Below are 26,889 nucleotides of genomic sequence, written 5' to 3' on the forward strand. Positions count from 1 at the left end.
AAAGGGCCCCAGTGCAATCGATACTAGGGCGTTTAGCTATGAAAAATATAGCGAACGTTCAGGTCTGCAGATACCGCTCGCTGGCGAACAGCTCGGCCGCCCAGTCCACGAAGGCCCGCACCTTGGCGCTCAGGTGCCGGTTGGGCGGGTACACCACGTAGATCGGGATGGGCGGAATGGACCACTCGGGCAGCAGCCGCACGAGGTCACCGCGCTCCAGCTGCCGGGCCGCCTGGAACAGCGTGATCTGCCCCACGCCGCGCCCCGCGACCAGCGCCGCCGAGTAGGCGTTGGACTCGTTCACCGCCAGTTGCGAGGGCCCGGTGACCTCGATCATCTCGCCGTCGCGCACGAACTCCAGTGGATAGCGGCGTGTGGACAGCGGCGAGAAATAGATCACGCTCTTGTGGTCGCCCTCCAGATCGAGGGGGTGGGTGGGCGTGCCGTAGCGCTCCAGGTAGGCCGGCGCGGCCACGGTGACGAAGGCCAGGTTGCCGATGCGCCGCGCCACCAGCGACTGGTCGGTCAGCTCGCCGCCGCGGATCACGCAATCGACGTTGTCGCCGATCAAATCCACCGGCCGGTCGCTCACGCCCAGGTCGATCTGGATGTCGGGAAACCGCGCATGGAACTCCTCCAGCCGCGGAATGATGAGCAGCCGCGCCACCGAAGTGCCCACGTCCACGCGCAGCCGGCCGCTGGGCGTGGCGCGCGCGTGCGTCATGCTCGCCTCGATGTCGTCGAAATCGGCGAGCAGGCGCACGGTGCGGTCGTAGTAGGCCGCGCCATCGGCCGTGACGGTCACGCGCCGCGTGGTGCGGTTGAGCAGCTTCACGCGCAGCCGCGCCTCGAGCGCCTGCACGTACTTGGTAATGGTTGCCTTGGGCAATTGCAGCGAATCGGCCGCCCGCGTGAACGTGCCTGCCTCCACCACCCTTGCAAAAACCCGCATGGCCTGGATCTGGTCCATGGGCCCTCCTTCTCTCTGGCCCCGAATGGGGCCAAGGAATTCTCACACGGGCCCGTGCCGCCGATTGTTCGGCAATCGGAAACAGAGCTGTGGCATTTGGCTGGTTTATCGTCGGCGGCTGCGTCGCTACATTTCACATCACCCGGTCTTGTCCGGTCACCGCCATGTCCAGCACCTTCACCCCGTCGCCATCGCCATCGTCTTCCACCTGCACCGACACCACCATTGAGGTGGCCAAGGGGCAGGAAGTGTCCGTGCGCATGTACGGCCGCAAGAAGCCCAAGGAAACGCTGCCGCTCGTGGTGCACTTCCATGGCGGTGCCTTCGTGGCGGGCGATCTGGACAACGGCTGCACGGTGGCCCGGCTGCTGGAGCGCGCCGGCGCGCTGGTGGTGTCGGTGGCGTACCCGCTCTCGCCCGACCATCCCTTCCCGCAGCCGGTGGACGCCGGCTACCTGGTGCTCAAGTGGGCGCACAAGCACCGCACCCGCCTGGCCGGTCCCGGCGCCGGAGTGTACGTGGCGGGGGAGGAGGCCGGCGGCAACCTGGCCGCGGGCGTGGCGCTGATGGCGCGCGACCAGTCCCATCCGCCGCTGGCCGGACAGATCCTGCTGTCGCCCATGCTCGACCCCTGCGGCGCCACGCCCTCGGTGCGTGCCGCCATGGGCGAATCGACCGCCTGCAAGTGGGCCGATGGCTGGCTGCAGTTCCTGCGCTGCACCCGCGATGCCGAACACCCCTATGCCGTGCCCGCGATGGCGCAGCGGCTGGCCGGCCTGCCGCACACGCTGGTGCTGGTGGGCGACGACGATCCCATGCGCGACGAAGCCCTCGCCTACGCCAACCGGCTGCAGGCGGCGGGACTGGAAGTCACGCAGCACGTGTTCGCTAAGGCGAACCAGTGGCCCGATGCCCTGCTGCAGCCCGGTTCGGGCGAATGTCCTTGTGCGCCCGAGGTTCAGGCGCAGTTCAGCCGTTTCTTCGAGGCCACCCGATGTCCTGCGCCCTGACCCTCACCACCACCGACCTGCCCGCGCGCTGACCCGCGGGGTGCATTGACCTCAACCCCGGTTGAGGTTTGATACTGCGATCCGCTTCGGCGAGCCGCACGACCTGCCTTTCGCCGCCTTTCCGCTGTTTGCTGCGTCCCTTTTGTTTTCTGGCCCCCATGGGCCGGAAGGGGCAACCCTTGCCCGATCGATTTCGACTTTTTGCCTTTGCCTTGAAAAACCCCGAAGGACTTCCACCATGAACCCGCAACACACTTCCCCTTCCCGTCGCCGCTGGTGGGCTGCCGCCGGCGCCGCGGCCGCCATCGCCGCCGCGGGCGGCACGCTCTTCGGACTGCCCAGCTCGCATGCCGAATCCCCGGCTCCGGAAGCCGCGCCGCCCGCGGTGCCCGTCTCGGTGGCCGCCGTGCTGCAGCAGGAGATCGCGCTGTGGGACGAGTTCTCGGGCCGTCTCGAAGCCGTGCAGCGCGTGGACATCCGCCCGCGTGTGGGCGGCGCCGTGCAGGCCGTGCATTTCCGCGAAGGCTCGCTGGTCAAGCAGGGCGACCTGCTGGTCACCGTGGACCCCGCGCCCTACGCCGCCGAGGTGGACCGCGCCGAGGCCCAGGTGGTCGCCGCGCAGGCCCGCGTGTCCTACACCCGCAGCGAAATGGAGCGAGCCACGCGCCTGTGGGAAGAGCGTGCCATCGCCCAGCGCGAGCACGACGAACGCATGAATGCCCAGCGCGAGGCCGACGCCAACCTGCGCGCCGCGCAGGCCGCGCTGCAGACGGCGCGCCTGAACCTGGGCTACACCCAGGTGCGCGCCCCGGTCGCGGGCCGCGTGGGCCGCATCGAGGTCACCGTGGGCAACCTGGTGGCCGCGGGCGCCGGCGCGCCGGTGCTGACCACGCTGGTGTCGGTGAGCCCGATCTACGCGAGTTTCGACACCGACGAGCAGATCGTGGCGAAGGCGCTGGAGGGCCTGCGTTCGGGCAAGAGCGCGCGCACCCTGATCGAGAGCATTCCGGTGCAGATGGGCACGGGCACGGCCGGCGGCACGCCGCACACCGGGCACCTGCAGCTCATCGACAACCAGGTGGATGCCCGCAGCGGCACGGTGCGTGTGCGCGCCGTGTTCGACAACGCCGACGGCGTGCTCATGCCGGGCCAGTTCGCGCGCATCCGCATGGGCCAGGTGAAGAACACCCAGGCCGTGCTCATCAACGAGCGCGCCGTGGGCACGGACCAGAACAAGAAGTACGTGATGGTGGTGGGGGAGGGCAACAAGGCCGAGTACCGCGAGGTGCAGCTGGGCGCGCCGGTGAACGGCCTGCGCGTCGTCACCTCGGGCCTGAAGGCCGGCGAACGCATCGTCGTCAACGGCCTGCAGCGCGTGCGCCCCGGCGCCCAGGTCGCCCCCCAGGACGTGCCCATGACCGCCAAGGCCGGCATGGCCGGCGATGGCGCCGAGGCCCGCGCCGCCGCCAAGCAGCCCGCGGCGTGATCGCGGAGCGCACCGAAAGAACACCATGAATCTCTCTCGCTTCTTCATCGACCGCCCCATCTTCGCCGGGGTGCTGTCGGTGCTCATCTTCCTGTCCGGGCTGATCGCGCTGCGCGCGCTGCCCATCTCCGAGTACCCCGAGGTGGCGCCGCCCTCCGTGGTGGTGCGCGCCCAGTACCCGGGCGCCAACCCCAAGGTGATCGCCGAGACCGTGGCCACGCCGCTGGAGGAATCCATCAACGGCGTGGAGGGCATGCTCTACATGGGCAGCCAGGCCACGACCGATGGCGTGATGACGCTGACCGTCACCTTCGCGCTGGGCACCGACCCCGACAAGGCGCAGCAGCTGGTGCAAAACCGCGTTTCGCAGGCCGAGCCGCGCCTGCCCGAGGAAGTGCGCCGGCTGGGCGTCACCACGGTCAAGAGCGCCCCCGACCTGACCATGGTCGTGCATATGGTCTCGCCCAACGGCCGCTACGGCATCGACTACCTGCGCAACTACGCCGTGCTGAATGTGAAGGACCGGCTCGCCCGCATCCAGGGCGTGGGCCAGGTGCAGATCTTCGGCGGCGGCGACTATTCGATGCGCGCCTGGCTCGACCCGCAGAAGGTCGCGCAGCGCGGCCTGTCGGCGGCTGACGTGGTGGCCGCCATCCGCGGCCAGAACGTGCAGGCTGCGGCCGGCGTGGTGGGACAGTCGCCCGGCCTGCCCGGCGTGGACATGCAGCTGTCGATCAATGCGCAGGGCCGCCTGCAGACCGAAGAGGAGTTCGGCGACATCATCGTCAAGACCGGCAGCGACGGCGCGGTGACGCGCCTGCGCGACGTGGCCCGGCTGGAGCTGGGCGCGGCCGACTACTCGCTGCGCTCGCTGCTCAACAACGACCCGGCCGTGGGCATGGGCGTGTTCCAGGCACCGGGCTCCAACGCGCTCGACATCTCGTCGAACGTGCGCAAGACCATGGCCGAACTGCAAAAGAACATGCCCGAGGGCGTGGAGTTCCGCATCGCCTACGACCCGACGCAGTTCGTGCGCGCCTCCATCAAATCCGTCATCCAGACCCTGCTGGAAGCCGTGGCGCTGGTGGTGATCGTGGTGATCCTGTTCCTGCAGACCTGGCGCGCCTCCATCATTCCGCTGCTGGCCGTGCCGGTGTCGGTGGTGGGCACGTTCGCGGTGCTGCACCTGCTGGGCTTTTCGATCAACGCGCTGTCCCTGTTCGGGCTGGTGCTGGCCATCGGCATCGTGGTGGACGACGCCATCGTGGTGGTGGAGAACGTGGAGCGCAACATCGAGGCGGGCCTGACCCCGCGCGAGGCCACCTACCGCGCCATGCGCGAAGTGTCCGGCCCCATCATCGCCATCGCGCTGGTGCTGGTGGCGGTGTTCGTGCCGCTGGCCTTCATCAGCGGGCTCACGGGGCAGTTCTACCGCCAGTTCGCGGTGACCATCGCGATCTCCACGGTGATCTCGGCGATCAACTCGCTCACGCTGTCGCCCGCCCTGAGCGCGCTCTTGCTCAAGGGCCACCATGAACCGAAGGATGCGCTGACGCGCGGCATGGACAAGGTGCTGGGCGGGTTCTTCCGCCGCTTCAACAGCGTGTTCCACCGGGGCTCCGAGGCCTACAGCGGCGGCGTCAAGCGCGTCATCGGCCGCAAGGCGCTGATGCTGGTGATCTACGCCGCGCTGGTGGCCGCGACCTGGGGCCTGTTCAAGGTCGTGCCCGGCGGCTTCGTGCCGGCGCAGGACAAGCAGTACCTGGTGGGCTTCGCGCAGCTGCCCGACGGTGCCACGCTGGACCGCACCGAGGACGTGATCCGCCGCATGGGCGAGATCGTCAAGAAGAACCCGAACGTGGAAGACGCCATCGCCTTCCCGGGGCTGTCGATCAACGGCTTCACCAACAGCTCCAATTCGGGCATCGTGTTCGTCACGCTCAAGCCCTTCGCCGAGCGCGGCCGCGCGGACCAGAGCGGCGGTGCCGTTGCGGGCCAGTTGAACCAGGCCTTCGGCAGCATCCAGGATGCGTTCATCGCCATGTTCCCGCCGCCCCCGGTGGCCGGCCTGGGCACGACGGGCGGCTTCAAGCTGCAGATCGAGGACCGCGCCTCGCTGGGCTACGAGGCCATGGACGCCGCCGTGAAGGCCTTCATGGGCAAGGCGTACCAGACGCCGGAACTCGCCGGCCTGTTCACGAGCTGGCAGGTCAACGTGCCGCAGCTGTACGCCAACATCGACCGCACCAAGGCGCGGCAGCTGGGCGTGCCGGTGACGGACATCTTCGAGACGCTGCAGATCTACCTGGGCAGCCTGTACGCCAACGACTTCAACCAGTTCGGCCGCACCTACAGCGTGCGCGTTCAGGCCGATGCAGCCTTCCGGGCGCGTGCCGAGGACGTGGGCTTGCTCAAGGTGCGCTCCACCACCGGCGAGATGGTGCCGCTGTCGGCGCTGATGAAGATCGAGCCCAGCTTCGGGCCCGAGCGCGCCATGCGCTACAACGGCTTCCTGTCGGCCGACGTGAACGGCGGGCCCGCGCCCGGCTTTTCGTCGGGCCAGGCGCAGGCCGCCATCGAGCGCATCGCCGCCGAGACGCTGCCGCAGGGCATCGGCTTCGAATGGACCGAGCTGACCTACCAGGAAATCCTGGCCGGCAATTCCGCCGTGCTGGTCTTCCCCATCGCCATCCTGCTGGTGTTCCTGGTGCTGGCCGCGCAGTACGAAAGCCTCACGCTGCCCATCGCCATCATCCTGATCGTCCCCATGGGCCTGCTGGCCGCGATGACGGGCGTGTGGCTGTCCGGTGGCGACAACAACGTGTTCACGCAGATCGGGCTTATCGTGCTGGTGGGGCTGTCGGCCAAGAACGCCATCCTGATCGTGGAGTTCGCCCGCGAACTGGAGTTTGCCGGCCGCACGCCGGTGCAGGCCGCCATCGAGGCCAGCCGCCTGCGGCTGCGCCCCATCCTGATGACGTCGCTGGCGTTCGTGATGGGCGTGCTGCCGCTGGTGCTGTCCACCGGTGCCGGCGCCGAGATGCGCAGCGCCATGGGCGTGGCGGTGTTCGCCGGAATGATCGGGGTGACGGCCTTCGGCCTGTTCCTCACGCCGGTGTTCTACGTGGCGCTGCGCCGCCTGGCCGGCAACCGGCCGCTGCAGCAGCACGGCAGCCACACCGCGCCCCTGACCGATACCCCCGGGACCGGCCCTGGCGCCGTGGCCCACCCCGTGCTGGCGTCGCCGCGCGGGCATGACGAATGAGCGAAGGAGTTCGTGCGATGACTGCCCCCTTGAAGTCGATTTTTCTGCCGTCCTGGTCCCGCCTGGCACCGCTGGCGGCCGCCCTGGTGCTGGCCGGCTGCATGAGCAGCCCGGTCGCCCCCGCGCCCGAGCATGCGGGCGTGGCCGTGCCGGCCACGTTCAGCGAGGCCGACGGCGCGCGGTCGTGGACCACCGCGCCTCCCGCCGAGGCGCAGCCGCGCGGCGAGTGGTGGCTGGGGTTCCAGGACCCGGTGCTGAACGGCCTGGTGGAGCGTGCCGGCCGCGGCAACACCACCGTGCAGGAGGCCGCCGCGCGGCTGGCCGAAGCGCGGGCGCTGCTGCGCTCGGCCGATGCCAACCGCGCCCCGCAGGTCGGCGTGTCCACCGGTGTATCGCGGCAGGCGGGCGCCAACACCGCCACGGGCGGCCCGGTGCCGGCCACGCTGGCCACGGCGGGCCTGAACGTGTCGTATGAGCTCGACCTGTTCGGCCGCCTGTCGCAGGCCAGCGATGCCGCGCGGCTCGACGCCCAGGCACGCGATGCGCTGCTGCAGAGCACGCGGCTCATGGTGCAGGCCGACGTGGCGCAGACCTATCTGCAATGGCGTGCGGTGCAGGCCGAGCGCGTGCTGGTGGAGGAAAGCCTGGCCGCGTACCGCGACACGCTGCGCCTCACGCAGCGCCGCTACCAAGCCGGTGATGTGGCCGAGCTGGACCTGGCGCGCGTGCAGACGGAAGTGGCCGCCACCGAATCGGAGGCGCTCGCGCTGGAGCGCCAGCAGGTGCTGCTGAACAACGCCCTGGCCGTGCTGGTGGGCGACGTGGCGAGCGGCTTCGCCGTGGCGCCTGCGGGCACTGCAGGCGCTGCCGGCGAAGCGGTGCTGCCCGTGATCCCGGCCGGCGTGCCCGGCACGGTGCTGGCGCGCCGGCCCGACGTGTCGGCGGCGCAGGCCTCGGTGCTGGCGGCGCAGGCCCGCGTGGGCGTGGCGCAGGCGGCGTGGTTTCCGGCCGTCACGCTCACGGGCAACGGCGGCTACGCCTCGCCCGAGCTGGGCGACCTGTTCAAGTGGTCGGCCCGGTCGTGGGGCATCGGTGCGCTGCTGTCGCTGCCGATCTTCGACGGCGGCCAGCGCGCCGCGCAGGAAGAGGGCGCCCGTGCCCGCCTGGAAGGGGCGCTCGCCGCGCACCGGGGGCAGGTGCTCACCGCGTTCCGCGAGGTCGAGGACCAGTTGGGCGCCCTGCGCCTGCTGGCGGGCCAGGCCGAGGCCCAGGGCCGCGCCGTGCAGGCCGCCGCGCGCGCCACGCAGCTGTCGGACTCGCGTTACCGCAACGGCCTGGTGAGCCAGCTCGAACTGCTGGACGCGCGCCGCAGCGAGCTGCGCAACCGCCGCCAGGCGCTGCAGGTGCGCACCGCGCAGTACACGGCGACGGTGGGGCTCATCCGCGCGCTGGGCGGTGGCTGGGGCGACGCGCCCGCGCAGGTGGCGGCAGCGCGGCCCTGATCCGCTGGGCACCCCGTGTGTGCACGGCCGGGCCCCGCACGGGCTTTGGGGATGTAACCGCGCGGACTGCACGGCCCGGCGAACGGGCCTATAGTTGCCCGTTGGCGCCGCGCGGCAGGGTCCGCCGCGGCAGGGGTTCGCCCCCTTCTTCCTTCCACCCACCCCCGACAGCAGGAGCATTCGCACAATGAGTTACCCCAGCACCCGCCTTTTCATCGCCGGCCAATGGCAGGACGCCGCCGACGGCAAATCCATCGCCGTGCACAACCCCGCCACCGGCAAGGAGATCGGGCGCGTGGCGCATGCGGGCAAGGCCGACCTGGACCGTGCCCTGGAGGCCGCGCAAAAGGGCTTCGAGGCCTGGCGCGACATTCCCGCCGTGGACCGCGCCAAGACCATGCGCCGCGCCGCCGCCCTGATGCGCGAGCGCGCCGACGCCATCGCCGCGATCATGGTGCAGGAGCAGGGCAAGCCCCTGGCCGAGGCCCGCATGGAAACCATGGCCTCCGCCGACATCATCGAGTGGTTCGCCGACGAATCGCAGCGCGTGTATGGCCGCATCGTGCCGTCCCGCAACCTGGCCGCGCGCCAGATGGTGGTGAAGGACCCCGTGGGCCCTGTGGCCGCGTTCACGCCCTGGAACTTCCCGATCAACCAGGTGGTGCGCAAGCTGGCCGCGGCCCTGTCGGCCGGCTGCTCCATCCTCGTGAAGGCGCCGGAAGAAACCCCGGCCAGCCCGGCCGAGCTGATCCGCGCGTTCGCCGATGCCGGCGTGCCCGCAGGCGCCGTGGGCCTGGTCTATGGCGACCCGGCGGAAATCTCCAACTACCTCATCCCGCACCCGATCATCCGCAAGGTGACCTTCACCGGCTCCACGCCCGTGGGCAAGCAGCTGGCCGCCCTGGCCGGCAAGCACATGAAGCGCGTGACCATGGAACTGGGCGGCCACGCCCCGGTGATCGTGGCGGAAGACGCCGATGTCGAGCTGGCCATCAAGGCCGCCGGCGGCGCCAAGTTCCGCAACGCGGGCCAGGTGTGCATCTCGCCCACGCGGTTCCTGGTGCATGAGAGCATCCGCGCCGAGTTCGTGGCCGCGCTGTCGCGCCACGCGCAGGGCCTCAAAGTGGGCAACGGCCTGGCCGACGGCACGCAGATGGGCCCGCTGGCCAACCCGCGCCGCATCACCGCCATGACCGACCTGATGGCCGACGCGGTGCAACAGGGCGCGCAACTGGCCACCGGCGGCGAACGCATCGGCAGCGAAGGCAATTTCTTCCAGCCCACGGTGCTCAACGACGTGCCCCTGTCGGCCCGCATCTTCAACGAAGAGCCCTTCGGCCCCGTGGCCGCCGTGCGCGGCTTCGAGAAGATCGAGGACGCCATCGCCGAGGCCAACCGCCTGCCGTTCGGCCTGGCGGGCTATGCCTTCACGCGCTCGCTCAAGAACGCGCACCTGCTGGCCCAGCGCCTGGAGGTCGGCATGCTCTGGATCAACCAGGCCGCCGCACCCGCAGCCGAGCTGCCCTTCGGCGGCCTGAAGGATTCGGGCTACGGCTCCGAAGGCGGCTCCGAGGCCGTGGAAGCCCATCTGAACACGCGCCTCGTGTCGATCATGAACGTGTGATCGCCACCGGTTCGTCGAAAGGCCGCGCTGCACAGCGCGGCCTTTTTTTGGGGTCGAGGCATGCTGCGCTCCAGGCTGGTGGAGAGGGAGCCGCACGCGAATATCATCGTCCGATGCTCACCTTCGCCCAACTGCTCGCGTTCTTGCTCACCGCCGTGCTCATCACGGCCACGCCCGGTCCCGACAACCTGCTGGTGCTGGGCATGGGGATGTCCAGGGGGCGCTGGCAGGGCATCGTGTTCGGGCTGGGCTGCGCGCTGGGGTGCCTGAGCCACACGCTGCTGGCCGTGGTGGGCGTGAGTGCGCTGATCGCCGCGTCGCCCGTCGCCTTCACGGCGTTGCGGTGGCTGGGCGGGGCTTACCTGATCTGGCTGGGCATTCAGGCGCTGCGCAGCCCGGGCGCCGGCCGCGTCGATGCCACGGGCGCACCGGCGCAGTCGCTCCGGAGCCTGTTCTTCAAGGGCATGCTCGCCAACGCGATCAACCCGAAGGTGGTGCTTTTCTTCCTGTCGTTCCTGCCGCAGTTCGTGGTGCCGGCGCAAGGCAACGTCGCCCTGCAACTGGGCCTGCTGGGGCTCTTGTTCACGCTGCAGGCGGCGGTGCTGTTCGGGCTGCTGGGCTATTTTGCGGGTGCCATTGGCGCCTGGCTCCAGCGCAGGCCGCGCGCCGGCCTGTGGCTGGACCGTGTGGCCGGCACCGTGTTCGTGGGCCTGGGCGTGAAGATGATCGCGGGCCGCTGAACCCCGGCCTATCGACGGGATCGCGATCGCGGGGGGCATGGGCGTCGCAGGCCATTGTCTTGTGGGAAAAAGCGCTTGCGCCGCGCCGTGCCGCTCGCTGGCATCAGGAGTGCACTTCCCATCGGCGCGCCTGTTGCAGCAGCTGCCGCAGAAAGGTCTCGGCAATGGGAGACAGCCGCTTGCCCTGCGGCCACAGCACATACCATGACGAGGGCACGGGCATGCGCTCCGCCGCCAGGATGGCCACGCCCTCGCTGGCAGGGTCTGCGGCCAGCGCATGCCGCGACACCAGCCCCAGGCCCATGCGTGCCGCCACGGACTGCTTGATGGCCTCGTTGCTGCCCAGTTCCAGGCGCACCCGCGGCGCGAAGCCCAGGGCCTTGAAATGCTCCTCCGTCGCCAGCCGTGTGCCCGAGCCCGTCTCGCGCAGGATGAACGGCTCCTTGAGCAATTGCTCCAGCCGCACGCGCCGGCGCGCGACCAGCGGATGGTCGTGCGCGGCGATGACCACCAGCGGGTTGCTCAGCAGCACCTGCCGTTCCTGCGGCACGCCGCGCGGCGGGATGGACAGGATGTAGAGATCGTCCTCGTTGGCCAGCAGGCGCTGCACCACGCCATCGCGGTTGAGCACCTGCATCGCCACGTCCACGCCCGGATGCTCTTCGCAAAAGCGGCCCAGCATGCGCGGAATGAAGTACTTGGCGGTGCTGGCCAGCGCGATGCGCAGCCGGCCCTGGCTCACGCCCTTGAGCGCTGCCACGCGCTGCTCCAATGCCTCCCAGTCGGCCGCGATGGCGCGTGCCGTCTGCGCCGCCGCCTCGCCCGCCTGGGTGAGGTGCAGCCGCTGGCCAACGCGCTCGTACAGCGGCAGGCCGATGGCGTCCGACAGCTCCTTGAGCTGCATCGATGCCGTGGGCTGGGTCACGTGGCAGTGGCGCGCGGCCCCGGTGATGGAGCCGGTCTCGGCCAGGGCCAGCATGATCTGCAATTGGCGGAAAGTGGCATGCATAGAGGAATCCCGATGGGTCGGATCGACAGTATCGATTTTCCTTCATCGCCATTGCCGCCTAGCATCGCGCCCCATGAAACACCTGCTCGATCCCGCGATTCTGTTCTTCGTGCTCGGCCTGGCGGCCGGGCTGCTGCGCTCCAACCTGGAGATTCCCGCGCCGCTGTCGCGCTTTCTGTCGCTGTACCTGCTCATGGCGCTGGGCCTCAAGGGCGGATTCGCTCTGGCCCAATCCGGTTGGACGGTGCAGGTCTCGGCCGCCCTGGTCAGTGCCCTGGTGCTCGCCGTCGCCGTGCCGGCCATCGCATGGTGCGTGCTGCGCCGCCTGCTGCCGCCCTTCGATGCGGCTGCCGTGGCGGCCACCTACGGCAGCGTCAGCGCCGTGACGTTCGTGACCGCCAGCCACCTGCTGGAGCAGCAGGGCACCCCTGCCGGCGGCTACATGGCCGCGGCCATGGCGCTGATGGAGTCGCCCGCCATCGTGCTGGCGGTGGTGATGGCGCATTGGCTGCGCGCCCCGGCCTCGGTGGCCCCCATTGCCGTGGGATCGCAGGCCGTGATGGCTGGCGGCCCGGGCATCGGGCCGGCGCGGGTGGGCTCGCCACTGGGCCCGGTGCTGCGCGAGGCGTTGACCGACGGCGGCGCCGTGCTGCTGCTGGGCGCGCTGCTGGTGGGGCTGTTGACGGGTGCGCAGGGCGAACAGGCCATGCATCCCTTCACCGTGGACCTGTTCAAGGGCCTGCTGGCGTTCTTCCTGTTGGACATGGGCCTGATGACGGCGCGCAGCCTCCCGGGCCTGGCCGGGCTCGGCGCGCAGCGCCTGCCGCTGGCACTGTTCGCCGTGGTGGGCCCGGTGGCGCACGGGCTGCTGGCCCTGGGGCTGGCCAAGCTGGCGGGCTTGGCGGTGCCCGAGGCCACGCTGCTGGCCGTGCTGGGCGCCAGCGCCTCCTACATCGCCGTGCCCGCCGTGCTGCGCCACGCGATGCCGGAGGCCCGGCCGGCGCTCTACGTGGGCCTGTCCCTGGGCATCACCTTTCCCTTCAACCTCGTGCTGGGCATTCCGCTGTACGGCGCCCTGGCACGGTGGTGGCTGGGGTGAGGCCCCGGTGCGGCACCGCCATCAGAACCGGTAGGTGCCCGTCATCGTGTACGTGCGGCGCTGGCCGTAGAAGCAGTCGCCGCGCGCCAGGCACTGGGTGATCTGCACCTTGTCGGCCAGGTTGACCACGTTGAAGGCCAGGCGCCAGCTGCCGGCGTCGTAGGCCGCCATGGCATCGGCGATGAGCGCCGATGGCGTGGTGATGGCCGTGGTGCCGGTCCACTGCGAGCCGGTGTAGCGCACGCCCGCACCCACCGTCCAGCCGCCGCGCCCTTCGGCCGCGAAGCGGTGCATGAGCCAGCTCGACGCCGTGTGCTTGGGCACGCTGGCCACGGGCAGACCCTGGTCGCCGGCGTTGCTGCGCGAAATGACGGCGTCGGTGTAGGCGTAGCCCACCGTCCAGTCCCAGTTGCGGGCCAGGCTGGCGGTCATCTCGGTCTCGAAGCCCTTGGTTTTCACCTCGCCGAGTTGCAGGCTGTTGAGCGGGTTGGAGGGGTCGTTGGTCTTGCGGTTCTTCTCGCGCAGCTGGTACACGGCGGCATAGGCGCTGATGCCCCGGTCCTGCGGCTGCCACTTCACGCCGGCTTCCCACTGCTCGCCGCGCTGGGGCTTGAACGGGGTGCCGAAGAAGTCCACGCCGCCCAGCGGCTGGAACGATTCGGAGTAGCCCACGTACGGTGCCCAGCCGCCATCGGCCTGGTAGGTGGCGCCGACGCGCTTCGTCCAGGCGGTGTCGTCCACGGCGGCGGCGGGGCGGCCGACCGTCTCGGTCTTGGCGCTGTCGTGGCGCAGGCCGAGCGTGGCCGTCCAGCGGCCCCAGCGGATCTGGTCCTGGGCGTAAAAGCCCAGCTGGCGCTGCGTGACGTTGGGCTGGCGCACCAGCGCGGAGGCCGAGGGCGCAGTGAAGTTGCCGTACACCGGCGCATAGGCATCGATGCCCGAGATGGTCTGGAACCACGAGGACTGGCTGGTTTCGTTGCGCTGCGCGTCCATGCCGAAGAGCAGCGTGTGCTCGGTGGCGCCGGCCTGCACCTTGCCTTCGATCTGCGTGTCCGCCAGCAGCAGGCGGCTGGAGTTGATCTGCCAGGAGGCGTCGCGCAGCAAGGTGCGGTTGTCCGCATTGAACACCGGGCGCGCCGGCCGGCCGGTGGCGCGGTTGGCGCTGAAGCTGGTGTAGATGCTGCGGTAGTCCACCTCGCTCACCGTGCGGCGCAGGTTCTGGCGCACCGTCCACTGGTCGTTCAGGCGGTGGCTGAACAGATAGCCCCAGGAGTTGTTCTCGGTGTCGAAGGCGTCCCAGCCCGGCTCGCTGATGAAGGTCGAGGTCGGGATCTGGCCGTAGGGGCTGGACAGCCGTGTGCCTTGCCAGGGAAAGAAGCCGATCAGCGAGCCGCTTTGGTCTTTCTGGTGCGTGAACTGCAGCGTGAGCGAGGTGGCGGCGTTGGGCTTCCAGGTGAGCGATGGAGCGAGGATGAGGCGGTCGTCGCTCACGTGGTCGACCTGCGAGTCGCTGTCGCGGCCCACGGCCACCAGCCGGTAGAGCCACTCGCCGTCCTGGGTGAGCGGGCCGGTCATGTCGGCGGCGATCTGCTTGCGCGCGTAGTTGCCCAACTGCACCTGCACTTCGCGCAGCGGCTCGGCCTGCGGGCGCTTGCTGGTGAGGTTGAGCACGCCGCCCACGCTGCCCTGGCCGTACAGCACGGACGAAGGGCCGCGCAGGAATTCGACGCGCTCCAGCAGGTAGGGCTCGGCCTTGGTGTTGTTGTAGGTGCCGTAGGTGCGCAGCAGGCCGTCCTGGTACTGCGTCACGCTGCCGCCGCGTGCCGTGAAGTTGTCCACCCGGCTGTCGAAGTAGTTGGAGACCATGCCGGCGGTGTAGGCCGTGGTCTGGCGCAGGGTCAGCGCGCCTTGCGCCTCCATCTGGTCGCGCGTGACCACGCTGATGGCCTGCGGGGTTTCGATGAGCGGCGTGTCGGTCTTGGTGGCCGAGAGGGCGCGCTTGGCGACGAAGCCGCTGACGGGCGCGGTGGGGCTTTCCTGGTCCGCGCCGGCCTTGACGGTCACGGGGGCGAGCGTGGTTTCCGCCACGGGCGCGGCGGACTGGGCCTGGGCGGCGCTGGCGCCCAGGCCGCACAGCAGCGCGATCGCGGTGTGCAGGGCGGCGGCCAGGGGCAAGGGGCGGCAGGGCGCGCCGTGGGCATGCGGGGAAGGGAGGTGCGAGGTCATTTTGCTACTTTTTCAATAGCGCTCCTGGCAATGAATCCGCTGGCAGGAGGGCTGTTTGGTTCAAAAATGCGGCGCGCAGGGCGCCGCCGCCGTCACGGCGCGGCGGCCGTGAAAGGTCTTCGGGGACGGTGGGCCGGTCAGCGCCGGGCCGGCGCGGCGGTCAGTGCGCGGCCGGGGCGGGCAGCGGGGGCGATTCCATGCCGGCCGCCTGCACGAAGGTGAGCGTCGTGAGGTAGCTGGCCTCGCCGTACTTCTCGCCTGCGTGTTCGCCGGGCTGCTTGTCGCTGTGCTTGACCTCGGCCACGTACTGGCCCTTCCAGGGCAGCTCGAAGTGCACCGTGCCTTCGGCATTCGTGGCGGCCTCGCGGGCCCAGCCCGAGGGCGATACCAGGGTCACCTGGGCCTTGGGCAGCGGCTTGCCGTTGAACACCACGCGCAGTTCGCCCGCCTTGCCGGTGGGCACCACGTCCAGCGGCGCGGTGGCGGCCACGGGCTGCGCCAGGCTGGCCACCCAGCGCGCGGCGGGACGCCACAGCAGCGGTGGCTGGCCGGCCTTGGTGCGGTCGATCAGCGGATACGGCGCCTCGGCGAACAGCGTGTCGGCCGGCGCCGGCAGGGCGTAGGTGAACGCGGTGGCGGTGCGCTGGCCTTCGATGCGCCGGGCCTCGCCGCCGCGTGGCTGCTGCTCGAGCACCGGCACGCCCTTGAACTTGTCGAGCGCACCGGGCGACTTTTCCAGCAGGCCGTCGGCATACTCGCCGAACTGCACGCGGGCCTGGGCGCCGCTGGCCTCGATCCAGACCTGGTGGGCCTGGACGGCCGTGGCCGCCAGCGCGGACAGCACGGCGGCGGTGATGGGCTTGAGCAAGGTGGACATCGGAAAGCTCCTGTGAAACAGAGGTTGAAAAAACGTTTGCTATCAAATAAATAGCGGTATGCCCTAGAAGAACATGCGCTGGAGGCCGTTTTGATGCAAAAGGGCCATGGCGGCCGGCTGCATTGGGGCCCCGCTCGGCCGTGCGCCTAGTAGCGCGCCTTGAGCGCCACCGTCACGCGGCGCGGCTCGCCGTAGAAGTTCTGGCGGCCCAGGCTGGAGACCTTCTCGTAGTAGGTCTTGTCGAACAGGTTGTCCACGTTCAGGCTCACCGAAAGCTTGTCGTTGATCTGGTAGGCCACCTGGGCGTTGAACAGCGCGTAGTCGCCCGAGGTCAGGCGCACCGTGCCGCTTTGCGCGAAGAACTCGCTGCGGTAGCTCACGCCGCCGCCCACGCTCAGCCCCTGCAGCACCGGGCCCTTGAAGGCATAGCGGGTGGACAGGTTCACGCTGTGGCGCGGCGTGATGGGGCTGAACACCTGGCCCTGCTGCGACACGGGGGCCTGCAGGTACTTGGTGGCGGTGAAGGCGTAGCCGGCCAGCACGTCCCAGCCGGGCGCGACCTGGCCGCTCACCTCGGTCTCGAAGCCCTGCGCGCGCACCTTGCCGCCGGCCAGGGAGGCGGTGGGAACGTCCGGGTCGGCGATGGCGCGGTCCTTGTCCAGGATGCGGAAGAGGGCGAAGTGCGTCTGCAGGCGCTTGTTCAAAAACTCGCCCTTCACGCCCGCCTCGATCTGCGAGCCCGAACGCGGCGTGAGCAGGCGGCCCGCGCGGTCCAGGCTGGACTGCACCACGAAGGTCTCGGCATAGCTCGTGTAGGCCGACAGGTTTTCGTTCAGCTCGTAGATCGCGGCCACCGAGGGGATGAACTGCCGTCCAGGGTCGGCGGTGGCCGTGGTCTGGCCCGTGCTCAGCGTGCGCGTCTCGGCCTTGGCCCAGGACAGGCGCCCGCCGGCCAGCACCTTCAGGCGCTCGGCCACGCTGACCTGCGCCTGGCCGTACAGCGCGTTCTCGGTGCGCCGGGTGGCGCTCTGAAAGCCGGGCAGCGTGATGCTGGGGTAGGGCAGGTCGTACTGCGGATTGAAGATGTTGGCGGTGCGGGGCGCGCCGAAGGCGGAGTTGCCGTCCAGGCTTTCACTGGTCGTGTGGCTCACGCCCAGCAGCACGCGGTGCGTGCGGCCGGCCAGCGACAGCGGCGAGGCGATGTACAGGTCGTAGTTGCGGTCCTTCAGGTCCTGCTGGAAGTCCACCGACTGCAGCTGGTAGTTGCCGTTGGCCGCCACGGCCGAGTTGGCCCGCACCGAGCGGTACAGCGATTCGCGGTGCACGTCGCGCGCCACGAACTTGACCTGCCCGCCATTGGACAGGCGGTGCTCCAGTTCCGCGAAGGTGTCGGTGTTGTCCAGGTCCTGGCGGTTGGCGGCGATGCCCGCGAACGTGGAGCGCGGCACGTCCAGCAGCCGGCCGTCGGCATACGCGGGCAGGCCCTGGTCCACCGTGGCGCGCACCTTCTGGCGCGTGTGGCCGACCGACAGCGTGGTGGACGGGGTGATGTCCAGCTCCAGCGTGCCGTAGCCCAGGGTCTTGTCGTTCTTCAGCGTGGCGACGTGGCTGTCGCGGTCGTCCTTCACCGCCACCACGCGGCCGCGCAGCGTGCCCGCGGCGTTGAGCGCGCCGGTCAGGTCCACGTCGGCGCGGCGCATGTTCCACGAACCCGCGGACACGTTGGCGTTCAGCCCCAATGCGGACTGCGCGCGCTTGCGCACCAGGTTGATGGTGCCGCCGGGTTCGCTCGCGCCCTGCAGCAGGCCGGACGGGCCGCGCAGCACCTCGATGCGGTCGTAGATGGCGGTGTCCATCGCGGTGGCGTAGTTGGGGCCCTGCGGGATCGGCACGCCGTCCAGCAGCAGCGCGCCGATGTCGAAGCCGCGCGACTGGATGGTGTTGTAGTTGCCGGCGCCATCCAGGCGCGTCACGTTCACGCCGGTGGTCTGCTTGACGGCGTCTTCCAGCTTGGTGAGGTTCATGTCGTCGAGCCGCTGGCGCGTGATCACGCTCACCGACTGCGGCGTCTCGCGCGGCGACTGCACCAGCTTGCCCACGCTGATCTCGCGGGCGATGTATTGGCCCGAGCCCTCGGTGGCCTCGCCCTGCGGGGCATCGGTCACCTTCACCTCGGGCAGGGCCACGGTGGGCGCCGCCGTCTGGGCGTGGGCGGTGGTGGCTGCGGCGAGCCATGCGGCCGCGGTGATGGCGTTCAGGGGAGGCAATCGCATGAAAGGCTTTCCGTCGATGAAAGAAACGACACGGCGTGGAGAACATGGCTTCCCGCGCGCCGGGGGGCTGCGGGTGGCTGGAGAAACGAAACCGGGCGCGAACCCGGCCGGCGGGCCCTGGGTTAGAGCGCCAGCGCCAGCAGGGCCGCGGCACCGGCCACCAGGCCCAGCACGGGCAGGCGGCGGGGCTGCCAGGTGGCCACGGCCGTGGCGCACACGGCGGCCAGCGACAGGGCCATGGTCCACCACGTCACGCTGAGCGCGGCGGTGCTGTCGCCCGGCCACGCGGCGGCATGCACGAGCGACAACGCCAGCAGCGCCCAGCCCACGCGGCGCAGCGTGCGCAGCTGGCGCTCGCCGCCTTCGCGGTTCCAGGCGTCCTGGTGGTGGCGGTCCATGCCCAGCGCCAGGCCCGACCAGCCGGCAAAGCAGAGAAAGAATTCGAACATGGCGGTCAGGCTCCTGCGGCAGGGGTGGAGGGGGTGCTCGGGGGCGTGGCGGAGCCGGTCTCGGTGGTGGACCGGCCCTGGGCGGCGGCCGCTGTAGCGCCGCGCGCGGGGCGCAGCCGCCAGGCCATCCAGCCGAGCAGGGCGCCGGTGGCCAGGAACGACAGGTCCATGCCGGCCCACATCCATTCGCCGGCCGGCAGCGTCACGCCCAGGTGGGTGTGCGTGGTGAAGGCGTTCAACACCGGCAGCGCGGCGAACACCGCGCCCGCCAGGCCCAGCAACGCGCTCCAGCCCCAGCGGTCCGGCCGCACGATGCCGATCAGCAGGGCCAGGCCCCACGCGCCGAAGAAGCACGACAGCTCGGCATCGGCGCGGCCGTCCAGGTCCAGCGGCAGCAGCCGGTTGGAGGCCAGGAAAACGCCCGTGGCCAGCGGCAGGCCGCCCAGCAGGGCCACATTGAGGCTGGCCACCAGGCGCTCGCCGCGCCGCAGCGGCGGCGCGGCGGCACCCTTGCGCTGCGCCTGCTGGCGGCGCTTGACGCTCCACAGCACCATGCCGGTGGCGATCATCAGGCTGCCCAGCACGCCGAAGCCGAACAGGCCCCAGCGCATGCCCGGCCCGGCAAAGCGTGCCAGGTGCAGGCCGTAGAGCACGCGGTAGGTGCGCAGGGCGGGCGAATCGGGGTCGATCAGCGCGAGCGTCTCGCCGGTGGCGGCATCGAAGCGCATGCGGGCGGGGCCGTACTGCAGGCGGTCGCCGTCGTGGCGGGTGACCTCGATCACCGCCCGGTCGCCGTCGCGGCGGGCGCTGAGCCCGCCGATGCGCGCATCGCCCCAGGTGCGGTGCGCGCTGGCCAGCACGGGCGCCAGATCGGTCAGGGGCAGCGCCGGCAAGGCCTCGCCCGGCGCGCGGCGCGCGCTGCGCCCCGAGGCCGTGTCGCCCTGCATCTCGGCGAAGTAGGTCTGCGAATCCGTGCCCTTGGGGCCGGGGTAGGCCGCGGCAATGCCCGAGGGCATGTACATCGAGTGGAAGATCATCAGCCCGCTGAAGGTGATCATCAGATAGAACGGCAGCACCAGCACGCCCGAGACGTTGTGCGCGTCCAGCCACGCCCGCTGCCCGCCCTTGGTGGGCCGGAAGGTGAAGAAGTCCTTGAAGATGCGCCGGTGCGTGACCACGCCGGTCAGCAGCGCGATGAACATCAGCATGGTGGCCACGCCCACCACCCAGCGGCCCTCCAGCGTCCAGCGGCCCTTTTGCGCGGTGCGCAGTTCGAAGTGGAAGCGGTAGAAGAACTCGCCGCCCATGGTGTCGCGCGTCTCGATGGCCTCGCCGGTCTGCGGGTTCATCAGCAAGGTCTTGAAGCGCCCGCCCTCCTTGCCGCGCCACAGGATGGTCACGCCGGGCTGGCGCTCGTCGGGCAGCCGCATGAACCACTGCGTCACGTCGGGCGCCTTGCGGTGCAGCGCCTGCTGCGCGCGCTCGGCCACGTCGGCGCTGGCGGGCGGCAGGGCATGCAGCTCGGGCCGCATCCACAGGTTGAACTCGGTCTTGAAAAAGCTCAGCGTGCCGGTGAAGAAGATGGCGAACAGCAGCCAGCCCAGGATCAGGCCGGACCAGGTGTGCAGCCAGGCCATGGCCTGGCGGAAACCCTCGCGCTCGGGTGCGGTCTTCGGCTTCATGCGCCCCCCAGCCAGCGGGGCGCCATCGCCAGCGCGCCCAGGGCGAGCGCCGGCAGCCCGAGAGCGGCCCAGGCGCCCCAGGCCGTGCGTGCATAGAAGGCCCAGGCCACGGCGCAGGCATAAACCAGCCACGACAGCAGCGTGGCGGTGAGCACCGCCTCCACTCGCGGCATGAACGGCATCAGGCCGAGGGTGAGGGCGGCGGTGGCGGCCGCCGCCAGCGCGTAGCCACCCAGCCCCCCCGCCAGGGCGCGGGAGGTGATCGCCAGGCGGTAGCGCCAGTCGACGCGGGCCGCCTTCATGGCCGGGCGGCGCCCACCAAAGCGATGGCGGCCGCGCAGGAATGGGTGTCGGAAAAGGGGTGATCGGCCGGGGTGGCGAAACAGGCGCGCGCAGGACAGTGCAGCATCGAAAGGCTCCATGCAGGTTGGGGCGCTGGCTGCAGGCGGGGCACGGGGCCCGGGGCGGACTGACTGGCTGGCTAGGCCGGTATTCTAGGTTTCATGAGAATCGTTCGCATTCCGTTGTGTGCAATCGCAACAAACAGTGGGAACTTGGGCGCGATGGGCACGCCACCTGATGCGTGCGCGCCACACTTTGAGGGGCGGGACCGGGCCGGAAACGAAAAACCGGCCCGAAGGCCGGCTGGAGCACGGGTTACCCGGGGGCGGGTGCCGGGCAGGTGGTGCGTTATTCGATCTCGCCCATCTGCGACTGCAGGTAGTTCTGCAGCCCGACCTTGGCCAGCAGGTCGATCTGCGTTTCGAGGAAGTCGATGTGCTCTTCGGTGTCGTCGAGGATGCCCTGCAGCAGATCGCGCGAGACATAGTCGCGCACCGTTTCGCAGTGGGCGATGCCGTCCTTGATGGTGGCCTGGGCGCCGCGCTCGGAGCGCAGGTCGCATTCGAGGATCTCGGGCACGTCCTCGCCGACCTGCAGCTTGGCCAGGTCCTGCAGGTTGGGCAGGCCGTCCAGCATGAAGATGCGGTCCATGAGCTTGTCGGCATGCTTCATCTCGCCGATCGACTCTTCGTATTCCTTCTTCGCCAGCTTGTCGAAGCCCCAGTGCTTGAGCATCCGGTAGTGCAGGAAGTACTGGTTGATGGCCGTCAGTTCGTTCTTGAGCTGGGCCTGCAGATGCGAAATGACCTGTGCGTCGCCTTGCATGGAGATTCTCCTTGTGTGGGTTTGGGGTGCGATTGTCATGACGCGGGCCACGTGGCGCAAGGCAATCTCCCTGCCCGGACGGTATGGCTGCGTTTGATGCTGAGTTGTGTTCGCGTTGGGCGTCCTCAGATACAGTCGTTCGCTCCTGGCCCACGCCATCGAGTCGCTACTTTTTATAGCCTGTGGCAATCGACTTGATGAAGTCAATTAATTGGATTGATGGCTTGGGAGCGCCTAAACTTCAGGTTTTCGTGTTCAGCCATCAACCTAGGAAACAGCAATGTCCCTGATCAATACGCAAGTCCAGCCCTTCAAGACCACCGCTTTCGTGAACCGCGACGGCAAGGGCGACTTCATTGAAGTGACCGAAGCCAACCTCAAGGGCAAGTGGTCCGTCCTGATTTTCATGCCGGCGGCCTTCACCTTCAACTGCCCCACCGAAATCGAAGACGCGGCCGACAACTATGCCGAGTTCCAGAAGGCCGGCGCCGAGGTCTACATCGTGACGACCGACACGCACTTCTCGCACAAGGTGTGGCACGAAACTTCCGACGCCGTCGGCAAGGCCAAGTTCCCCCTGGTGGGCGACCCCACGCACCAGCTGACCAACGCGTTCGGCGTGCACATTCCTGAAGAAGGCCTGGCACTGCGCGGCACGTTCGTGATCAACCCCGATGGCGTGATCAAGACCCAGGAAATCCATTCCAACGAAATCGCCCGCGACGTGTCGGAAACCCTGCGCAAGCTGAAGGCGGCCCAGTTCACCGCCGCCAACCCAGGCCAGGTCTGCCCCGCCAAGTGGAAGGAAGGCGCCAAGACGCTGACGCCTTCCCTGGATCTGGTCGGCAAGATCTAAGCCCCTCGGCCTCCCGCAGGAGCGGGGCGCCTCGGGCGCCCCTGGCCGGACAGCAGCATGGCGTGCGCGCCATGCCGTCCGGCTTTTTTTCGCCCGCTCATCCCCGATTTCTCCGCTCCGTGCCCGGCACTGGCCGCACCGCCCAACGACACAACTCGAATCGCAAAGGACACCACCATGCTCGACGACCAACTCAAAACCCAACTTTCGGCTTACCTGGAGCGCGTGACGCAAACGTTCGAGATCGTGGCGTCCCTGGACGGCAGCGAGGTGTCCACCCAGACCCGCGAACTGCTGGAAACCATCCAGGGCCTGCGCAGCGACAAGATCACCCTGCGCACCGACGGCAACGACGCGCGCAAGCCCTCGTTCACCCTGCAGCGCGCCGGCACGCAGACCCACCTGCGCTTCGCCGGCCTGCCGCTGGGCCATGAATTCACGTCGCTCGTGCTGGCCCTGCTGTGGACCGGCGGCCATCCCCCGAAGGTCGAGCAGGACGTGATCGAGCAGATCCAGGCGATCGATGGCGACTTCGAGTTCGACGTCTACATGAGCCTGACCTGCCACAACTGCCCGGACGTGGTGCAGGCGCTGTCGCTGATGGCCGTCCTCAACCCGCGCATCAAGACCACGGTGATCGAGGGTGGCGCCTTCCAGCAGGAAGTGACCGACCGTGAAATCATGGCGGTGCCCATGGTGTTCATGAACGGCCAGGTATTCGGCTCGGGCCGCATGACCGTGGAAGAGATCGTGGGCAAGCTGGACACCGGCGCGGCGGCGCGCGATGCGGCCAAGCTCTCGGCCAAGGAGGCCTTCGACGTGCTGGTGGTCGGCGGTGGCCCGGCCGGCGCCGCGGCCGCCGTGTATGCCGCCCGCAAGGGCATCCGCACCGGCGTGGCCGCGGAGCGCTTCGGTGGCCAGGTCAACGACACGCTGGACATCGAGAACTACATCTCGATCAGCAAGACGGACGGCCCCCGATTCGCCGCGGCGCTGGAGCAGCACGTGCGCGACTACGAGGTGGACCTGATGAACCTGCAGCGCGCCAAGGCCTTGAAGCCCGCCGCGGCGGAAGGCGGCCTGATCGAGGTCGAGCTGGAAAACGGCGGCACCTTGCGCTCGCGCACGGTCATCCTCTCGACCGGTGCGCGGTGGCGCAACATGAACGTGCCCGGCGAAGACCAGTACCGCACCAAGGGCGTGACCTACTGCCCCCACTGCGACGGCCCGCTGTTCAAGGGCAAGCGCGTGGCGGTGATCGGCGGCGGCAACTCCGGCGTGGAGGCGGCCATCGACCTGTCCGGCGTGGTGGCGCACGTCACGCTGCTGGAGTTCGCGGCCGATCTGAAGGCCGACGCCGTGCTGCAGCGCAAGCTGCGCAGCCTGCCCAACGTGACCGTCATCACCCAGGCGCAGACGACCGAGGTGCTGGGCGACGGCAACCGCGTGACGGGCCTGGCCTACCAGGACCGCGCGAGCGGCGAAGCGAAGCAACTGGCGCTGGAAGGCATCTTCGTGCAGATCGGCCTGTTGCCCAACACCCAGTGGCTGCAGGGCACGGTGGAGCTGTCGAAGTTCGGCGAAATCGTGGTGGACTCGCATGGCCGCACCAACGTGCCGGGCGTGTTCGCCGCGGGCGACGTGACCACGGTGCCGTACAAGCAGATCATCATCGCGGCGGGTGAGGGCGCCAAGGCGGCCCTGGGCGCATTCGACCACCTGATCCGCACCACCGCACCGGCGTGATCGCAGGCGCCCGGGCGCCTGGTGGATGACGGGGCGCCACGGCGCCCCGCTCCTTCTTTTCTGTCTTTTCAAAGCACAAGGCGGCCTTCGGGGCCGCCTTGTGCTTTTTGCCGTTCTGCCGTGCGCGGGGGAGGGGCGCCCCTGCCCCTGGAAGGCCACTGCCGTCATGGCGCTGACACGGTGCGGGCGGATCATTCGGGTTGCAGATTCCTGCGTTTATGCACTTTTCTGCAACTGCAAGGCGGTCGCCCCGAAGTTCGGTCTTTGGCCCAGTCCGCCGCTTGATCCACTCGACCCGCGAGACCTTTCCATGACCTTGATCCCTGCAGCCCCCCGATCGCGCCCCCGCTGGGCGCGGCCGTTTTTCTTGTTCCTGGCCGGTTCGGCGATGGCGTTGGCCCTGGCGGGCTGCGGCGGCAGTGGGGGAGGCGGCACCTCCGCCGATGCCCCGGGCGCCGAAAAGACCCAGCTGCGCTGCGCCCCTTGATCGCGCACGCCTTCCCCGTCGAACCCACGCAGAGCACACCATGACCATCGATTCCCGGAAACGCAAGTTCCTCCAGGCCGCAGCCGGCACCACCGCGTCCGCCGCGGCGCTGAGCCTGTTCCCGCCCAGCATCCGCCGGGCTCTGGCCATTCCGGCCAACCACCGCACCGGCACGATCCAGGACGTGGAGCACGTCGTGATCGTCATGCAGGAAAACCGCTCCTTCGACCACTACTTCGGCACCTTGCCCGGCGTGCGCGGTTTCGGCGACCGCTTCACCATCCCCGTGGCCGGCGGCCGCAGCGTGTGGCAGCAACTGGACAAGAACGGCGCGCCCGTGCTGCCCTACCACCTGGACCAGAAGGCCGGCAATGCCCAGCGCGTGAGCGGCACGCCCCACAGCTGGGTCGACGCGCGCAACGCCTGGGACCGTGGCCGCATGCAGGAGTGGGCGCGCTACAAGCAGCCCCAGTCCATGGGCTACTACACCCAGCAGGAGGCCCCGTTCCAGTTCGCCCTGGCCGAAGCCTTCACGGTGTGCGATGCGTACTTCTGCTCGCTGCACGGCGGCACCAATTCCAACCGGCTGTTCCACTGGACCGGCACCAACGGCGCCACGGGTCCCTCCGGCCGGGTGGTGGTGAACAACGCCCTGGACGAGCTCGACTCGGACACCGACATCCGCACCGGCGGCTACGACTGGACCACCTACCCCGAGCGCCTGCAAAAGGCCGGCGTCTCGTGGATGGTCTACCAGAACATGCCCGACAACTTCACCGACAACCCGCTCTTCGGCTTTCCGCAGTACCGCCAGGCCAACCTCGCCTCGGGCAAGCCGGTCTACCATGACCGCGACGTCAACCCCGCCTACGACCCCGCGAGCGACAACACCGGCAACCCGCTCTACAAGGGCATTGCCAACACCATGCCGGACGGCGGCTTTCTCGGCACCTTCCGCAAAGCGGTGCTCGACGGCTCGCTGCCGCAGGTGTCGTGGGTCATCCCGCCCGCCACGTACTCTGAACACCCGGGCCCTTCCAGCCCGGTGCAGGGCGGCTGGTACGTGCAGGAGGTGCTCGATGCCCTCACGGCCAATCCCGACGTGTGGAGCAAGACCGTGCTGCTCATCAACTTCGACGAGAACGACGGCTACTTCGACCACCTGCCGCCGCCGTGCGCGCCGTCGCTGGATGCCAGCGGCGGCAAGATCGGCAAGTCCACGCTGAGCGACCGGGACATGGCCTACGAGTACTACACGCACACCCCGGTCCCCGGCACCGGCATGCCGCCGCCCGATGGCGACTGCTACGGCCCCGGGCCGCGCGTGCCGATGTGGGTGATCTCCCCGTGGAGCCGCGGCGGCTGGGTGAATTCGCAGAACTTCGACCACACCTCCGTGCTGCGCTTTCTCGAAGCCCGCTTCGGCGTGCAGGAGCCGCAGATCAGCCCCTACCGCCGCGCGGTGTTCGGCGACCTCACCACGGCCTTCAACTTCGCCACGCCCAACGACGGGCCGCTCGCCACGCTCGCCGGCCGCCGCACGCGGGACGATGCCGACGCCCTGCGCGCCGCGCAAGGGGCGCTGCCGCAGATCGCCGTGCCCACGCCGCAGGCCCTGCCGCAGCAGGCCGTGCAGGCCCGGCCCTCGCGCGCGCTGCCGTACGAGCTGCACACCAGCGCCCGGGCGGAGCCGGCCGCGGGCACGGTGCAACTGCTGTTCTCGAACACCGGCACCAGCGCGGCCGTCTTCCACGTCTACGACCGGCTGCACCTGGACCGCGCCCCGCGCCGCTACGTGGTGGAGGCGGGCAAGCAGCTCGACGACCGCTGGAATGCCGGCACGGACGATGCGGGCGCCTACGACCTGTGGGTGCTGGGGCCGAACGGGTTCCACCGCAGCTTCGCGGGCCAGCTCGGCGCGCTGCGCGCCCCCGGCGTGCCCCAGCCCGAAGTGCGGGTGTGCTACGACATCGCCAACGGCAACGTGCACCTGACCTTGATGAACGCGGGCGCTGCGGAAGCCGTGCTGCGCGTGCAGGCCCTGGCCTACCGCCAGGACGGCCCCTGGACCGCCACGGTGGCGCCGGGCCAGGCGCAGGACCTGCAGTGGGACCTGGGCGGCAGCGCCCGCTGGTACGACTTCCAGGTCACGTGCAGCGCGCTGCCGGGGTTCGTCCGCCGCTTTGCCGGGCGGGTGGAGACGGGCCGCGACGGCTTCAGCGATCCCGCCATGGGGCAGGGCGGCCGTTGATCGCCAAGGAAGGGGCCTGCCCGCGCCGCCCGGGTGGGGGCGCAGCAGCCTCACCGAGGCACCGTCGTAGTGGGTTTGCTATATTTTGTATAGCGTAATGCCCTAGTGTTTATTGTGCTGGAGGCCGTTTTGGCCTCAGGCCTCTCCAGGGCGATTGCCGGTGCGGACCG

Annotated in this window: 20 protein-coding genes; 11 read left to right on the top strand and 9 right to left on the bottom strand. The window is 69.7% G+C overall.

Features of this window, described 5'->3' with window-relative positions:
* Positions 1 to 58: 58 nt before the first annotated feature.
* Positions 59 to 970, bottom strand: a complete 912-nt coding sequence (locus tag AVME950_RS13305) for a LysR family transcriptional regulator (protein WP_284395394.1) — start codon at positions 968 to 970, stop codon at positions 59 to 61.
* Positions 971 to 1,134: 164 nt separating this feature from the next.
* Here AVME950_RS13305 and AVME950_RS13310 point away from each other — a divergent pair, with 164 nt between their 5' ends.
* From AVME950_RS13310 to AVME950_RS13335, 6 genes are all read left to right on the top strand, one after another.
* Positions 1,135 to 1,980, top strand: coding sequence for an alpha/beta hydrolase (locus tag AVME950_RS13310; RefSeq protein WP_284395392.1), 846 nt, complete (start codon positions 1,135 to 1,137; stop codon positions 1,978 to 1,980).
* 238 nt (positions 1,981 to 2,218) lie between these two features.
* The gene (locus AVME950_RS13315) at positions 2,219 to 3,466 is read left to right on the top strand and encodes an efflux RND transporter periplasmic adaptor subunit (RefSeq protein WP_284395390.1); all 1,248 of its coding nucleotides are present in this window, start codon (positions 2,219 to 2,221) and stop codon (positions 3,464 to 3,466) included.
* Positions 3,467 to 3,491: 25 nt separating this feature from the next.
* Positions 3,492 to 6,731: an efflux RND transporter permease subunit gene (locus AVME950_RS13320; protein ID WP_284430156.1), complete on the top strand. Its 3,240-nt coding sequence runs from the start codon at positions 3,492 to 3,494 to the stop codon at positions 6,729 to 6,731.
* Positions 6,732 to 6,748: 17 nt separating this feature from the next.
* Positions 6,749 to 8,233, top strand: coding sequence for an efflux transporter outer membrane subunit (locus AVME950_RS13325; RefSeq protein ID WP_284430157.1), 1,485 nt, complete (start codon positions 6,749 to 6,751; stop codon positions 8,231 to 8,233).
* Positions 8,234 to 8,420: 187 nt separating this feature from the next.
* Positions 8,421 to 9,857, top strand: a complete 1,437-nt coding sequence (locus tag AVME950_RS13330; protein ID WP_284430158.1) for an NAD-dependent succinate-semialdehyde dehydrogenase — start codon at positions 8,421 to 8,423, stop codon at positions 9,855 to 9,857.
* Positions 9,858 to 9,970: 113 nt separating this feature from the next.
* Entirely contained in the window at positions 9,971 to 10,597 is a 627-nt protein-coding gene (locus tag AVME950_RS13335; RefSeq protein WP_284430159.1) for a LysE family translocator, read from the top strand.
* 103 nt (positions 10,598 to 10,700) lie between these two features.
* Here AVME950_RS13335 and AVME950_RS13340 read toward each other — a convergent pair whose 3' ends face one another.
* The gene (locus AVME950_RS13340; protein ID WP_284430160.1) at positions 10,701 to 11,606 is read right to left on the bottom strand and encodes a LysR family transcriptional regulator; all 906 of its coding nucleotides are present in this window, start codon (positions 11,604 to 11,606) and stop codon (positions 10,701 to 10,703) included.
* Positions 11,607 to 11,679: 73 nt separating this feature from the next.
* Between AVME950_RS13340 and AVME950_RS13345 the strand changes: the two genes are divergently transcribed.
* Positions 11,680 to 12,705: a sodium-dependent bicarbonate transport family permease gene (locus AVME950_RS13345; protein ID WP_284430161.1), complete on the top strand. Its 1,026-nt coding sequence runs from the start codon at positions 11,680 to 11,682 to the stop codon at positions 12,703 to 12,705.
* 21 nt (positions 12,706 to 12,726) lie between these two features.
* Here the strand turns inward: AVME950_RS13345 and AVME950_RS13350 are convergent, their stop codons facing one another.
* The 7 genes from AVME950_RS13350 to bfr all read right to left on the bottom strand — a co-directional run bounded on the left by AVME950_RS13350 (position 12,727) and on the right by bfr (position 21,379).
* Positions 12,727 to 14,931: a TonB-dependent siderophore receptor gene (locus AVME950_RS13350; protein WP_284430162.1), complete on the bottom strand. Its 2,205-nt coding sequence runs from the start codon at positions 14,929 to 14,931 to the stop codon at positions 12,727 to 12,729.
* 160 nt (positions 14,932 to 15,091) lie between these two features.
* Positions 15,092 to 15,808, bottom strand: a complete 717-nt coding sequence (locus AVME950_RS13355) for a DUF4198 domain-containing protein (RefSeq protein WP_284424185.1) — start codon at positions 15,806 to 15,808, stop codon at positions 15,092 to 15,094.
* A 146-nt stretch (positions 15,809 to 15,954) separates the two neighbouring features.
* Positions 15,955 to 18,081: a TonB-dependent siderophore receptor gene (locus AVME950_RS13360; protein WP_284395366.1), complete on the bottom strand. Its 2,127-nt coding sequence runs from the start codon at positions 18,079 to 18,081 to the stop codon at positions 15,955 to 15,957.
* Between the two features lie 122 nt (positions 18,082 to 18,203).
* Positions 18,204 to 18,530 (bottom strand): DUF3325 domain-containing protein, encoded by a 327-nt coding sequence (locus tag AVME950_RS13365; protein WP_284395364.1) that lies wholly within the window; start codon positions 18,528 to 18,530, stop codon positions 18,204 to 18,206.
* A gap of 5 nt (positions 18,531 to 18,535) precedes the next feature.
* Entirely contained in the window at positions 18,536 to 20,212 is a 1,677-nt protein-coding gene (locus AVME950_RS13370; protein WP_284430163.1) for a PepSY-associated TM helix domain-containing protein, read from the bottom strand.
* The gene (locus tag AVME950_RS13375; protein ID WP_284430164.1) at positions 20,209 to 20,514 is read right to left on the bottom strand and encodes a DUF3649 domain-containing protein; all 306 of its coding nucleotides are present in this window, start codon (positions 20,512 to 20,514) and stop codon (positions 20,209 to 20,211) included. The genes AVME950_RS13370 and AVME950_RS13375 overlap by 4 nt, the downstream gene beginning before the upstream one ends.
* 388 nt (positions 20,515 to 20,902) lie before the next feature.
* Positions 20,903 to 21,379 (bottom strand): bacterioferritin, encoded by a 477-nt coding sequence (gene bfr / locus AVME950_RS13380; protein WP_092744334.1) that lies wholly within the window; start codon positions 21,377 to 21,379, stop codon positions 20,903 to 20,905.
* 280 nt (positions 21,380 to 21,659) lie between these two features.
* Here bfr and ahpC point away from each other — a divergent pair, with 280 nt between their 5' ends.
* From ahpC to AVME950_RS13400, 4 genes are all read left to right on the top strand, one after another.
* Positions 21,660 to 22,235 carry an alkyl hydroperoxide reductase subunit C gene (gene ahpC, locus AVME950_RS13385; RefSeq protein WP_272551795.1) on the top strand — a complete coding sequence of 192 codons (576 nt, stop codon included), beginning with the start codon at positions 21,660 to 21,662 and terminating at the stop codon, positions 22,233 to 22,235.
* Between the two features lie 177 nt (positions 22,236 to 22,412).
* A complete protein-coding gene (gene ahpF / locus AVME950_RS13390) occupies positions 22,413 to 23,981 on the top strand; it encodes an alkyl hydroperoxide reductase subunit F (RefSeq protein ID WP_284430165.1) in 1,569 nt (522 codons plus the stop codon).
* Between the two features lie 310 nt (positions 23,982 to 24,291).
* A complete protein-coding gene (locus AVME950_RS13395; protein ID WP_284430166.1) occupies positions 24,292 to 24,468 on the top strand; it encodes a hypothetical protein in 177 nt (58 codons plus the stop codon).
* Between the two features lie 40 nt (positions 24,469 to 24,508).
* Positions 24,509 to 26,719 carry a phosphocholine-specific phospholipase C gene (locus AVME950_RS13400; protein ID WP_284430167.1) on the top strand — a complete coding sequence of 737 codons (2,211 nt, stop codon included), beginning with the start codon at positions 24,509 to 24,511 and terminating at the stop codon, positions 26,717 to 26,719.
* Positions 26,720 to 26,889 lie beyond the last annotated feature (170 nt).

The sequence above is a fragment of the Acidovorax sp. SUPP950 genome (genome assembly GCF_030158935.1).
In the GTDB taxonomy this organism is placed as follows: Bacteria; Pseudomonadota; Gammaproteobacteria; order Burkholderiales; family Burkholderiaceae_C; genus Paracidovorax.